At 40.9% G+C, this 12,931-nt stretch carries 12 protein-coding genes; 9 read left to right on the top strand and 3 right to left on the bottom strand.

Annotation, left to right across the window (positions count from 1 at the left end):
- Positions 1–17: 17 nt before the first annotated feature.
- Together lpxL and AY606_RS06530 are read left to right on the top strand one after the other, a co-directional pair.
- Complete coding sequence (gene lpxL, locus AY606_RS06535) at positions 18–953, top strand: LpxL/LpxP family Kdo(2)-lipid IV(A) lauroyl/palmitoleoyl acyltransferase (RefSeq protein ID WP_067866327.1); 936 nt, start codon at positions 18–20, stop codon at positions 951–953.
- Between the two features lie 36 nt (positions 954–989).
- Positions 990–2,090, top strand: a complete 1,101-nt coding sequence (locus AY606_RS06530; protein ID WP_067866326.1) for a glycosyltransferase family 4 protein — start codon at positions 990–992, stop codon at positions 2,088–2,090.
- On the opposite strand, the gene AY606_RS06525 is transcribed toward AY606_RS06530, so the two are convergent.
- Together AY606_RS06525 and AY606_RS06520 are read right to left on the bottom strand one after the other, a co-directional pair.
- On the bottom strand, positions 2,082–2,861 hold the full coding sequence (locus AY606_RS06525) for a hypothetical protein (RefSeq protein ID WP_067866324.1): 780 nt from the start codon (positions 2,859–2,861) through the stop codon (positions 2,082–2,084). The two genes, AY606_RS06530 and AY606_RS06525, sit on opposite strands and share 9 nt — an antisense overlap.
- A 602-nt stretch (positions 2,862–3,463) precedes the next feature.
- Positions 3,464–4,600, bottom strand: a complete 1,137-nt coding sequence (locus AY606_RS06520; RefSeq protein WP_067866322.1) for an endonuclease/exonuclease/phosphatase family protein — start codon at positions 4,598–4,600, stop codon at positions 3,464–3,466.
- 187 nt (positions 4,601–4,787) lie between these two features.
- Here AY606_RS06520 and asd point away from each other — a divergent pair, with 187 nt between their 5' ends.
- The 5 genes from asd to truA all read left to right on the top strand — a co-directional run bounded on the left by asd (position 4,788) and on the right by truA (position 10,731).
- Positions 4,788–5,906 (top strand): aspartate-semialdehyde dehydrogenase, encoded by a 1,119-nt coding sequence (gene asd / locus AY606_RS06515; protein WP_067866321.1) that lies wholly within the window; start codon positions 4,788–4,790, stop codon positions 5,904–5,906.
- Between the two features lie 141 nt (positions 5,907–6,047).
- On the top strand, positions 6,048–7,505 hold the full coding sequence (locus AY606_RS06510) for a type IV pilus assembly protein FimV (RefSeq protein WP_067866319.1): 1,458 nt from the start codon (positions 6,048–6,050) through the stop codon (positions 7,503–7,505).
- A gap of 70 nt (positions 7,506–7,575) precedes the next feature.
- On the top strand, positions 7,576–8,904 hold the full coding sequence (gene fimV, locus AY606_RS06505) for a T4P machinery localization factor FimV (protein WP_067866317.1): 1,329 nt from the start codon (positions 7,576–7,578) through the stop codon (positions 8,902–8,904).
- Between the two features lie 48 nt (positions 8,905–8,952).
- The gene (locus AY606_RS06500; RefSeq protein ID WP_067866315.1) at positions 8,953–9,921 is read left to right on the top strand and encodes an asparaginase; all 969 of its coding nucleotides are present in this window, start codon (positions 8,953–8,955) and stop codon (positions 9,919–9,921) included.
- Positions 9,922–9,933: 12 nt separating this feature from the next.
- On the top strand, positions 9,934–10,731 hold the full coding sequence (gene truA, locus AY606_RS06495; RefSeq protein WP_067866313.1) for a tRNA pseudouridine(38-40) synthase TruA: 798 nt from the start codon (positions 9,934–9,936) through the stop codon (positions 10,729–10,731).
- Positions 10,732–10,878: 147 nt separating this feature from the next.
- On the opposite strand, the gene AY606_RS06490 is transcribed toward truA, so the two are convergent.
- The gene (locus AY606_RS06490) at positions 10,879–11,889 is read right to left on the bottom strand and encodes an AraC family transcriptional regulator (RefSeq protein WP_067866311.1); all 1,011 of its coding nucleotides are present in this window, start codon (positions 11,887–11,889) and stop codon (positions 10,879–10,881) included.
- A gap of 231 nt (positions 11,890–12,120) precedes the next feature.
- On the opposite strand from AY606_RS06490, the gene infA reads away from it, so the two are divergent.
- Complete coding sequence (gene infA / locus AY606_RS06485; protein WP_001284370.1) at positions 12,121–12,342, top strand: translation initiation factor IF-1; 222 nt, start codon at positions 12,121–12,123, stop codon at positions 12,340–12,342.
- A gap of 139 nt (positions 12,343–12,481) precedes the next feature.
- A complete protein-coding gene (locus tag AY606_RS06480; protein WP_502692112.1) occupies positions 12,482–12,865 on the top strand; it encodes a hypothetical protein in 384 nt (127 codons plus the stop codon).
- Positions 12,866–12,931 lie beyond the last annotated feature (66 nt).

The following is a 12,931-nucleotide window of genomic DNA, read 5'->3' as shown; positions in this document are numbered from 1 at the left end:
TGGTATAAACGGTCATTATGAGTAAACAGCCAGACTACAAACCGGGTGAGTTTCAATGGTCTTTCCTTCTTCCACAATATTGGGGCATTTGGATTGGAATCATATTTTTAATGATTCTGGCAATTTTACCGTGGGCCATTCAGCATCGTTTAGCCACTGTTATAGGCAATGTCGCATTCAATCAGCTCAAATCGCGTCGTAAAACAGCGATTCGGAATTTAGAGCTCTGTTTTCCAGAATGGACCAGCGAACAGGTTCGGGAAAATACCCGACAGGTTTTTGTCGATCAAATGATTGGGATTTTTGAAACCTTGAACGCGTGGTATTGCCCGCAGTGGTTTAAAGGTCGTGTCAGTATTGAAGGCTTAGAACATCTCCAAAAAGCACAAGCTGAGGGCAAAGGGATTTTATTGCTAGGCACGCATTCAACATTACTCGATGCCGGTGGTTATTTGTGTGCCCAGTATTTTGAGCCAGATGTCGTCTACCGTCCGCAAAATAATCCGCTGTTAGATATGCTGATTTACCGCTGCCGCGCCACCATTTATGCCAATCAAATTGATCATGATGATATGCGTGGCTTGATTCGTCATTTAAAAAATGGCCGTGCAATTTGGTATAGTCCTGACCAAGACTATGGCCTGAAACAAGGCGTAATGGCACCCTTTTTTGGGATACCTGCTGCAACGATGACCGCACATCGCCGTTTGATTAAAATGACCAAAGCTGCCGCAATTCCGCTGTATTTTTATCGTGATGGCGATATTAAAGATCCGCGCTATCATGTATTGCTTGAACCGGCTGTGGACAACTTGCCAAGTGCGGATGAAATTGACGATGCCACTCGCGTCAACAAGATCATTGAAAATCAACTGCGCATTGCCCCAACTCAATATATGTGGTTTCACCGTCGCTTTAAAACGCGCCCTGAAGGCTATGACGAAATTTATTGATTGCTCCCACCCTTTAAAATAATGAAGATCACACCGATGAAAATTATGCAGCTTCTTCCTGAATTGAACAGTGGTGGTGTTGAACGTGGCACACTGGAAATTGCACGTGCGCTTGTTGCAGATGGTCATGAATCTTTAGTGGTTTCAAATGGTGGACGTCTGGTTGCACAACTTGAAGCGGAAGGTTCACAACACCTCACTCTAGCGATTCATAAAAAATCTTTATCCAGTCTTTGGCAAATACGCCCTTTGCGTAAACTCATTGAACAACATCAACCCGATATCGTGCATGTTCGTTCACGCGTACCCGCATGGCTGACTCATTTCGCCTTAAAAGGCATTCCGGCAGATAAGCGTCCACATCTCATTTCAACGGTTCATGGCTTTTATTCAACCAATCGTTATAGTGCCATTATGACGCAAGCTGAAAAAGTCATTGCCGTCTCGGACAGTGTGGTGCAATACATTACCGAGCATTATCAAAACTGTCCGCCTGAAAATATCGTGCGAATTTATCGCGGCATTTCACCGCAAGAGTTTCCTCACGGCTATCAACCGTCTGCACAATGGATCAATCGAACCTTTAAAGATTTCCCTCAACTGGAAAACAAGTTTTTAGTGTGCCTTCCGGGGCGTATCACCCGTTTAAAAGGCCATGAAACTTTAATTGAACTCATGCAGCAATTGCAAAGCCAGTATCCAAATCTGCATGCGGTCGTGGTGGGCGGAGCAGATCCGAAAAAGGCTGCTTACTTACAAGAAATGCAAGAAAGTATTCAGAGCAAAGGTTTACGCGACAAAATCACTTTTGTCGGTCATCGTTCGGATATTCGTGAGTGGCTGGCGTTTAGTGATGTGGTTCTTTCTCTTTCAAATCAGGCGGAAACCTTTGGTCGTACCGCATTGGAAGCATTATCGGTGGGTACACCGGTGATTGGCTGGAACCGTGGCGGTGTGGCAGAGATTTTATCGTCTGTATATCCACAAGGTTTAATTGAGGTCGATGACCAATCTGCACTATTAAATGCAATCAAGCATCATATTGATCAGCCTCAAAACGTTGAGCCAGTCACGATATTTAGCTTAAAAGAGATGTGTGATCAGACGCTTAACTTGTATAAAGAGATACTAATTTAAATTCATTGAACAATTATTTTTTATAAGTTTAGCAATTAAAGGAACTTCTACTTTAATTAAACTATCAAACATATTCTGTACACATGGTGCCACCTCATACTGTAAATTATCAGGTGGTATTATTCCACTATCATGATAGTCAAAAATATCTCCCGAAGTCATATAGTGTGGATTCAAATATAAGATATAACTTAAATTAAGTAGAACTACATAACGAATATCTTTTAAAAACTGATCTAATTTCTCATTTCTTTTAATATCAACCACATGGGTATTCATTAATAAATGACTGAAAAAATTGTAATGCATATGATCATTACAACGATTTCGAATAGCTTCATATGGGAGTTTAGCCAACTCTTTTTGGATAGGTTCCAATAAACTAGTTGAAATATACTGTCTAATTTCCTTGTATTCAGGAATTTTTTCTTTTCCAGATAACCAATTCTGAATTTTAACCACAACAAATTTGTCTATTTCAAATTCTCTTTTTAAATATAAATTTACATAAACATTAATTAAAGAAATATCATAAAATTTACGTAGTAAAGCATATGCATCATTAACTCGCCCATTCTCAATTAAAACTAAAATGGACTCTAAAGTTCCTTTCATCGCTTCATAAATATAGGTATCGAAGTTGAATAAAGCCTTAGTACCTAACGGGATGAAATGCATTACTGTAAAAGATAAACTTCCATAAAAATCAATAAAACATTGTAACTGATTTACAATTTCGTGATTTTCCTTTTCGGTCTGTTCTCTAAGCATAAATCCCCCTTCCAAACTTTAGACCTCACCATTAACCAAATGATCAAAGCCCAGAAAATGGTATTGATCATATCGTGCATCCTGCCCCCCATACGCCAAAGTCGATAATTGATTAAATCATCGCGAGCATCAAACAATTCTGCCTCAATTGAGATCATCACCCGGGGTAAAATTTGATTTCAACTGACGATGATAATAAAAGGCGACAATAAACCACCGTAATAGCCTAGCGTAGATCTGTTAAGCATCACGTGATAAATCAGTAAAATTAATGATATATATTTTGAATTCTTAGAATTTAAATAAATACATAACTGAACTTTTATTTTTAGAATATTGCATAAAATGATAACCCGAGTCCTGCATCCTGCAAAACTCGGGTATATAAGGTTGTGCTTTCCAAATCATATTTTTATTATGTTATTGCTATCCATTCCTGCATCCTATCCGTGATGACTCACCAACCAGCCCTACATCGTCTTCCATAATGGGATTTTCCTTTCCCAACTCCTTGGCTGATGAGTCTAGCTTAAGTAAAAATAGGAAAAAGAACTATTCGCAATTGACCTCTATCCGTGTAAGCCATTTCGTACACTTTTCTCCTAATTACCTTGAGGTACCTGAGGATCACTTTTATAAACCTGGGCAATTTTATCGGTGACTAACTTTTCTTCCTTCTCAGCTTTTTGAATACCTTCGCAAATCGCCTCCTGGGCTTCTTGTTCATCGGCATCAGTTTGTTCTAGCTCATCTTGAACTTGCTCAAAAACACGACCGGTTTGTAAGATTACATACACGGGGAAATGATCCGAACCGACATGCGGCAATCGTTCCATATGAACCAAAGCAAAATCGGTACTATGAAATATATGATCCAGCGACCAGCGTAATAACGGATAATCAGCATGGAAGGTATTGATATAATGCCGCCCTACACGCGGATCAAGCAAACCGCTAATCCGCTGAAATAATCGCGTGGTTCTTGACCATGCCACATCATTCAAGTCCCCCATCACAATACAGCTTTCATCTAAATCTTTAATCTGGTCGCCCACCATTAAAAGTTCCGCATCCCGGAGGGTGGAATCTTTGGCTTCGGTTGGGCTTGGCGGTTTAGGATGCAAGCAATAGAGTTGAACCGGTTGACCGGAACGTAAAATCACTGTGGTATAAATGGAAGGAATTTCATCACTTAAAATGAATTTCACTTCAGTATCTTTCAGTTCAAGTTTACTGTAGAGATGCATCCCATACAGATTATCCAAAGGCACAGGCACGCGATAAGGATAATCTTTTTCAATCACGGAAAGTGCTTTTTGCCAGTTTAGATCCGTTTCCAATGTCAGGACCAAATCAGGTTGATGTTTCTGAATCTGGTCAATCAACAAATGGTATTTATCATTTGGCGTTAGTACATTGCTAACAATCACAGAAATTTTCTTATCTGGATTAAGTTGATGCTGACGGACTTTTTTAACCTGCTTTTTCCAAATAAAAGTATAAGGCAGTACCATTTTTAATTGATAAGCCAGTGCTGCAATCAACCCAATAAAGACAATTTCACGCCATAGATCCCATGGCTGATCCCAGAGCAATAACAGCACAAAAGCAATCAGTCCTAACACTAAAATTTGCAAGCGTGGAAAATCGGCCCCTCGAATCCACCATTCATCCCGCGGAATTAATGACCAAAATGTCAGCCAGATGACAAAAACCGAAATTAACTCCACCCAAATCATAAGTCTCTGCTCTTGTGTTACTTTTAGTTTTTCTATGATGAAATAACTTTATCAATTTTCTATGTAACATAAACAAGATATTTCGCTCAATAATATTGATGTTTTCATTGTGTAGTACTTGCAGTTGTGGTCGCTTTTGATACACTCAAGCCCCCTTTTATTTTTTTACGCACCGAGGCAAAGCGACATGAAAGTAGGTCTGGTCGGTTGGCGCGGGATGGTTGGTTCTGTCCTTATGCAACGTATGGTTGAAGAAAATGATTTTGCTCATTTTGAGCCATTCTATTTTTCTACCAGTAATGCCGGTGGTGAAGCGCCTGCGTTTGGCGGTAAGACGGCCCCAGCACTTATGGATGCATCAGATATTAGCAGTCTGAAGCAAATGGATGTCATTATTACCTGCCAAGGTGGTGATTATACCTCTGAAGTTTTTCCTAAATTAAAAGCGGAAAACTGGAACGGTTACTGGATTGATGCGGCCTCTACACTGCGTATGGATGATGAAGCGATCATTGTGCTTGATCCGGTCAACATGCACGTGATTAAAGATGGTTTAGTGAATGGCACTAAAACATTTGTCGGTGGTAACTGTACCGTTTCCTTGATGCTGATGAGCATGGGCGCGCTTTACCAAAACAATCTGGTGGAGTGGATGACTGCCATGACGTATCAGGCAGCATCAGGTGCAGGCGCACAAAACATGCGTGAGCTGATTACAGGTATGGGTTATTTATATAACAATACCAAAGACCTGTTAGATGATCCACGCTCTCCAATTCTAGACATTGACTCTAAAATTGCGGACTTGCAACGTGGTGAAGGCTTCCCTGCTGCCAACTTTGGTGTGCCTTTAGCCGGTTCTCTGATTCCATATATCGACAAGCAATTGGATAATGGTCAGTCGAAAGAAGAGTGGAAAGCACAGGTTGAAACTAACAAGATTCTAGGCAACCAACAAATCGTTCCGATTGATGGTCATTGTGTGCGTATTGGTGCAATGCGTTGTCATTCTCAAGCTTTAACTTTAAAGCTTAAGAAAGACGTACCTTTGGATGAAATTGAAGACATGATTGGTCAATCTAACCCATGGGCGAAAGTGGTTCCAAATACCCGTGAAGCGTCAATGACTGACCTGACTCCTGTCGCGGTAACAGGTACCTTAACTGTTCCTGTCGGTCGTTTGCGTAAACTCAATATGGGTAAAGAATACCTGGGCGCGTTCACTGTTGGTGACCAGCTGCTTTGGGGCGCTGCAGAGCCTTTACGTCGTATGCTTCGCATCCTCATTGAATATAAAAATTCTTAATTTTTAAATTAAGAAAACGAAAAGCCGGTCACAATTGATCGGCTTTTTTATGTATCCTTTATGTTAGTATTTTACAATTATTCAACATCTCGTTAATCTCTAACTTTCGCAGTGCGATACAAGACCGAGCTAAAAATTAAGATGACCGCATATAACAAATTAAAGATTGCCATTTTAGCCATTATCGCTTCACAACCTATTTATGCGATTACTATTGATCCTATTCAAATCCAGTCTGCACCGGGTGAATTACTCTATGCGGAAATGAATTTCCGCCAAGCTGATCCCAATGCACAAATACAGGCCAGTTTAGCCAGTGCAGAAGACCTCACCACTTTAGGCGTAGCCCATCAACCCCCTGGACATCTTAATTTTTTTACCCGTCGTGATGGTTCGGGTAATGGGGTAATCACCATCACTTCTTCCCGTCCGCTGACTGAAGCGGAACTGAATATTATTATTAAAATTCAGGAAGGGAATGCAACGCGTTTACAACATATTAAAACACCGCTACCCCGTGGCAACACCAATACTCAGGCCCGTATTGCAAGCAACGAAAAACCTTTAGCACCTATCAGCATTGTCAGTGAAAAAGATATTGCCTTGCACTTGCCGGAAAGTACTCAATATCAGCTTGCAAAAGCACAATCGGCGGCGTATCAATCTTTTGAAGCTCCATTAAATGTACAAAAAGCAGCGCCACCTCGCTTAAGTGCTATGGCTCCTGCACCTGTGGTCATCTCATCAATGAATATGCCGTCAGCACAAGCGAATAAGACTGCATTAACTGAACTTAGAACATCTGCATCAAAAGAAATATCGACAAAGAATGAAATCAAAGACACTCCTCTTACGTCGAATAAAACGACTGCCAGTGCAGCTTTTTCTGCAGATCCGTTAGTGAAAAAATATGCAGCCTCACCGAATCAAAAAATAGCCGAAAATAAAATAGCGAATAAACCGGCAGAACAAGCTGCTGCAAAAACTAAATCGGAAGTGCCTTCCCCTACCCCTAAGCCACCCAAACAGCAAAATGAGGCTGTGGCTGCAACACAAACCACTCAACATGTGGTGCAATCCAATGAATCACTTTGGGCCATCGCATCACGTGTAGCAACGGAGCAAAATCGCCCAGTTGGCGAGATCATGAAACAGATCAAGGCCAACAATGAACACGCCTTTATTCAAGGCGATGTGAATCGCTTACGTCGTGGTGCGGCATTAAATTTAAATATCAACAATAGCCAAAAAGAAGAGAACAAAGTCAGTGTAGTAAACTTGGCAAAAACACCGTCCAACCAATCGGGCAAAGCCAAATACCGCCTGAATCAAGCAGAGATGAGTCTGGTTGCAGAGAAAGAACAAGATTCAGCCAGCGGTTCTGCTAAAAAGAACACAGAAAAAAACCAAACATCGAACGAGTTGTCATTAAAAGTTATGACATCACGTGAAAAAACCGTTAAATTACAGCGAAACGTAACACAGTTAGAATTGGCATTACGTCACAAGGATCACAGAATTCAATTATTGAATACTCGTCTTGCCCAATTGCAACAACAATTGAAAGCACAACAAGTAGAGAAAAAGCCAACACACTAAGGTGTTATACAATTTGATTTTTTTGGATGAGTTTCATTGATAAAAACTCAATCCTGCAAGGGGTAACAACATGCTGCTTTATGTGATTCCGTTTATATTATTATTAGTGATCGCAATTGTATTAAAAAAGCGTGACACCAATAAACAGGCAGAGCAAACGTCAACATCCAAGGCAAAAGCTAAAAAAACAATCTCAACGAAAAAGTCCCCACAAAAAACCCAAGTTGTGGCAAATACGGTTGTTGAGAAGAAAAAAACCACCCCTTTATCTGCTGATGTGCGCAATAAAATTGAAGCACTCATCGTTGAGCGTAACTTTTTCTCTGCTGAAGCACAGATTAATCAGGCCTTAAATAAAGACAATTCACAGCATGAGTTGTATTTACTGTTGCTGGATATTCATATCTTACAAAAAGATGAGTTTGCAATTAGCCAACTGATTAATCATCTGCGTTCATTAGAACTGGACGATATTTTAGAACAAGCGCTTGCTAAAAAAGCAGTTCATGACAATAAAATCGAAAGTTCTAGAGATACCATTGATTTCAAACCAGAATCTTTAGTTCCAACACCTCCTTATACCGCACCGACTGCACAAAAAAATACGGCTGATTTTGATGCACTCATGAATACTGCTGCACCCTCTGCAACAGCACCTCATCAATCTTTAGATCAATTGCAGCAAGAATCACTTTCCACGAAAGCACAAGCAGTTGAAGAAATTCAGCCCTTAGATTTTAATACCTTTACTTTAGACACCACAATAAAAGTTGAAACACCTGCCCCGACTGTGGAAGAAATCAAACCTTTAGACTTCAGTACACTGTCTTTAGACCCGAGTCCTGCAGCAAGCACTGCCAAGCAAGAAGCGACTCCTTTAGCAGATGAAATCAAACCCTTAGATTTCTCTTTTAGTTTAGATACTCCTCTAGCAGAGCAAACAACGACAACAGCTGATACAGCTATTACTGTTGAACCTGTACTTGATGAGAAACCTGAGTTTAATTTTGATTTTTCAGCGACAGAAACTGTTGCACCGACTGAAGCAAAAATTGCAGTTGAGGAAACCAGACCAAGTTTAGATTTTAATCTAGTAGTACCAACCACAACTGAGCAACCGCCTGTAGAGCTAGTTCCAGCGAAAGCTTCAGGGGTAAGTTTTGATATTAGCAATATCAGCTCATCTGCATCTAAAGCAGATCAAAATGACCCACTGGTTCAATCCTTCCCTGAACTTATAGAAGTTAATGAAATTAGCCTGAATTTAGATCTTGCCCAGCAATATATTCAACTCGGTGCTTTTGAGTCGGCGCGTGAATTATTAGCAGAGCAAGAAGCTGAATATACGGCTGAACAACGCCAACAGGCCGATCAGTTACGCAATCAGATAGCTTCTTAAGATATTTCGCTCTACTATAAAGCAGTCATCATTGACTGCTTTTTTATTATGAAAAAAATAGCTTTAATTTATATGGGGGGAACATTTGGCTGCATTGGCGAGCCACTGAGTCCCATGCCTGCTGAAAATTTTATTCCCCAATTACAACGCGTTCTTCCTTTGCATCTTCATATCGAATGTTTTATTGCACCCAGTATAAAAGACAGCAGTGCCAGTACTGCCACTGACTGGCTGCAACTCATTCAGATGATCCAAGGCTTACAACTTAAAAATTATCAACATTTTGTCGTGATTCACGGTACTGATACCCTCAGCTATGCCAGTGCAACACTTGCACGGTTTCTGGGACAATCCGCACATGTTGTACTCACTGGTAGTCAATATCCGTTACTGAACGTAAATGGAACGAATACCCGTGAATTTACCGATGCCATCGATAACCTTAATTTTGCCCTCGATGCGGTATTAAAAAGTGCTGGGGGCGTATATCTAGCTTTTCATCACCAGCTTATTCACGCCCAAACAGCATTGAAACGACATACGACCAATTTAGATGCATTCGTTGGATTAAGTGCCAAAGAGAATCTAATCACACATCAGCAAAGCTATGTCGTGCATGAACATGATATTGAAAAGGCACACTCATTTAACTTTTTAAGCTTAATGGCACAACCCATAGCCATAGAACAGCAAATTAAAAACTTAAAAAATTTGCAACAAGACACACCTCATGTTCTGATTTTACAGGGCTTTGGTACAGGCAATTTAGCGGTCAATCAAGAATTCATTGATACGCTGCATGAAATTCATACACAAGGCTGCGCCATTATTCTCACCACTCAAGTCCCTTTTGGCGCGATTGATCAACGCTATGCGGTAAGTGAATGGACACAACATGCCCATATTATGATAAGTGATTGCCTAGGACATGCAGATCTTTATGCAAAAGCACTGAAAATGTATTTACAATACGACAGCGTAGATCAGTGGCATGCCCACTGGCATGATTCAGTGTAAATAGAGGTAAATATGCAGCGTTTTGCGATCGGTATCGAGTTTTCTGGGGTTGAGTATCGAGGATGGCAAACCCAGAAAACTGGCGTGCGTAGCGTTCAAGAAACCATTGAAACCGTCCTGAGTAAAATTGCCAACGAAGCCATTATTTTACAGGGCGCTGGACGTACAGATGCTGGCGTACATGCCACCAATATGGTGGCACATTTTGACAGCTCTGCCATTCGTCCACTGCTTGGCTGGCTGATGGGTGCAAATAGCATGTTGCCCAAAGACATTGCCATCCAGTGGATTAAAGAGATGGATACGGACTTCCATGCCCGTTTTAAAGCGCAATCGCGCCGTTACCGCTATGTCATCTACAATTCACCCAGTCGCCCTGCACTGCTCTATAAACAAGTGACGCACGTATATACCCCGCTTGATGTCGACAAGATGATTGAGGCCGCGAAGAAATTCGAAGGCACACATAGTTTTGAAAGCTTTCGGGCTGCATCCTGTCAATCGAAACAACCGGTGCGTCATGTCAGCCATTGCCGTTTAATCCGTCACGGCTGCTATTTAGTCTTGGATATTCAGGCAGATGGTTTTTTACACCATATGGTGCGCAACATCATGGGATGCTTGCTGGAAATTGGTCAGGGCATGTACGAGATTGAGCATATTGACCATATTTTTGCCGCTGAAGACCGTAAAGCGGCAGGCATTACAGCCCCACCCGATGGTTTGTATTTCATTCAAGCACATTATCCAGAACAGTTTGATTTACCCCAAGCCCCACTTGGACCACACTGGTTAAATATGCCGGAATAGTTAAAATTTCTTGGAATAAAAATCCTTCTTTTAAAGGGCATTTCTATCTTCCCCCTAACCCTTCCTGTAAAACGGAAAATTACTCGGACTAGAAAGCATTACAATGAAAAATTCCTCCTTTTAGGAGGAATTTATAATATTAGTAATTTAACGCTGCTTCCGCTTCCGATATTCCACTGGCGTTTCATTGGTCCAGCGCTTAAAGGCACGATAGAAAGTACTCGGCTCAGAAAACCCGGTGAGATATACAATCCGTTCCACACTTTCGGCAGTATTGGCCAGTAATTTTTTTGCCAAACGACAACGATAATCTGAAAGAATCTGCTGAAAACTGGTATTGGCTTCACTCAGCTGGGTACGCAAACGGCGCGGTGTAATATTTAAATGCGTTGCAACGGTTTCTAAAGTGGTTTCACCACTTTCTAAAGTTGAACCGATGGCACGGCGAACTTCACCGACCAAATCATAGCGTGCAAGTTCTTGCAGCTTTTCAAGCGCCAATTGCTCATGCAACTGCAATAGCTCCGGCTCAGCTTGCCATAACTGATAATCCAAAATAGCAGGATCAAAATATAAACGGGTTTCCTTTTGACCTAAACTCACCGGACATTCGTAAACCCGGAAATACTCCTCGTCAAAAGCACCTTCGTTAAAATTAAAATCAATATAAATGGGCTGAAAACGCCCTTCAGTAATAAATTTAAAGAAGCGCAATACCCCAGTCATCGCACATTCAGAAAAATGACGATTGACCAAATTGTCCGCCCAGGCGCCCTGCTCACCATTGGTGAGATAGCAACGATCATCTTCAATAATCAGTTTGGCATGAAATGCATCACTGATCAGTCGTTGATAGGCCAAGGCCCGTTTTAGCCCTTCCCCAAAGTTTTCACTGGAAATAAACAGATGTTCAATCACCTGTCCGCGATATAAAGGCAGGTGTTCACCTAAATGCAAACCAATGTCAGGATCTTTACTTACCTCCTCTGCAGCCACCCAAAATGCATATTGGGCACTGAGCGGAGTACGATCATTCGTTTCGACCTGATTTAAGGCCACACCAGCTTTCGTTAAAATTTCTTCAGTTGGCAAACCTGCACGACGAATGGCTTGGTAGCCCAATCGCAAAACAACCGATGCATCAGTTAACTGACCCACGCAAAGACCTTCCTTATATATTATTCATTTATAGTTAAAAAGATTAATTTTAGATTAACTGCGATTGACCAAACTGACAACAGAACAATACGCTTTTTTGTAGAAATAATTTAAACCGATGGTTCGCCTATTTAACTGACAGATAATCGGGCAAAGCCGCATTGTGCCTTGTTTTATGCAAAAAAATTGACTATAATTTGCGCCTTTCCAATTTATTCATTCAGGTAGGCTATGGCCAATAAAGAGGAACTCATCGAGTTCGAAGGCGTTGTCACCGAAACGCTTCCTAATACTATGTTCCGTGTACGTTTAGAAAACGGCCATGAAGTGATTGCTCACATCTCTGGTAAAATGCGTAAACACTATATTCGTATTTTAACTGGCGACAGTGTTAAAGTAGAAATGACTCCTTATGATTTGACCAAGGGTCGTATTACTTATCGTGCACGCTAAGTTTTAGCGAAAGCAAAAGCCACTTTACAGTGGCTTTTTTATTGCCTTAATTTTTTATTATTCAATAAAATAAATTTGACAGAGGTCGAAAAATTCATGACTATCTATTGAATTAAAATTAAATAGATACTTTTAAAAAATGATAAAACTACAGCATTTAACCCTGATTTCCAGCTTATTCCTCACAGCATGCGCAACAGGTGGTAATCATCGTCTTGATCAGTCTCTACAACAATATGTAGGCCAAACTGCAGATCAGGTTCGTAGCCAACTTGATCTAAGTAAAATGGGATTTAAAACCACGCAACAACCGACTCAGACAGCAGAATTGCTTGGCTACACCATTTTTCGTGATATGAATATTCCGATGGGCACCCCTAATATTAGTCACAGTATCTCGATGGGTGCACCAATGCCGACTCCCTCAAATGGTGGGTATAACATCGAGATGAAATGTCAGGTATGGTTTAATTTGAAAGATGAGATTGTTCAATCCATTCGCTATACCGGTAGAGCTTGTTAAACAGCAAGAATATCCTGTGACAAGTTTTAAATGATCAGATCTGATCTCATCATGACGACCCATCTG

It is taken from the genome of Acinetobacter sp. SFB (assembly GCF_001647545.1).
GTDB lineage: Bacteria > Pseudomonadota > Gammaproteobacteria > Pseudomonadales > Moraxellaceae > Acinetobacter.
This window is presented reverse-complemented; position numbering and strand designations above follow the sequence as displayed.

Bases quoted from the DNA above. Each gene is read 5' to 3' on its own strand.
- AY606_RS06510 (WP_067866319.1), top strand. From the start codon at position 6,048: ATGACCGCATATAACAAATTAAAGATTGCCATTTTAGCCATTATCGCT.
- AY606_RS06520 (WP_067866322.1), bottom strand. From the start codon at position 4,600: ATGATTTGGGTGGAGTTAATTTCGGTTTTTGTCATCTGGCTGACATTT.
- AY606_RS06500 (WP_067866315.1), top strand. From the start codon at position 8,953: ATGAAAAAAATAGCTTTAATTTATATGGGGGGAACATTTGGCTGCATT.
- lpxL (WP_067866327.1), top strand. From the start codon at position 18: ATGAGTAAACAGCCAGACTACAAACCGGGTGAGTTTCAATGGTCTTTC.
- AY606_RS06530 (WP_067866326.1), top strand. From the start codon at position 990: ATGAAAATTATGCAGCTTCTTCCTGAATTGAACAGTGGTGGTGTTGAA.
- AY606_RS06480 (WP_502692112.1), top strand. From the start codon at position 12,482: ATGATAAAACTACAGCATTTAACCCTGATTTCCAGCTTATTCCTCACA.
- infA (WP_001284370.1), top strand. From the start codon at position 12,121: ATGGCCAATAAAGAGGAACTCATCGAGTTCGAAGGCGTTGTCACCGAA.
- fimV (WP_067866317.1), top strand. From the start codon at position 7,576: ATGCTGCTTTATGTGATTCCGTTTATATTATTATTAGTGATCGCAATT.
- asd (WP_067866321.1), top strand. From the start codon at position 4,788: ATGAAAGTAGGTCTGGTCGGTTGGCGCGGGATGGTTGGTTCTGTCCTT.
- AY606_RS06525 (WP_067866324.1), bottom strand. From the start codon at position 2,861: ATGCTTAGAGAACAGACCGAAAAGGAAAATCACGAAATTGTAAATCAG.
- truA (WP_067866313.1), top strand. From the start codon at position 9,934: ATGCAGCGTTTTGCGATCGGTATCGAGTTTTCTGGGGTTGAGTATCGA.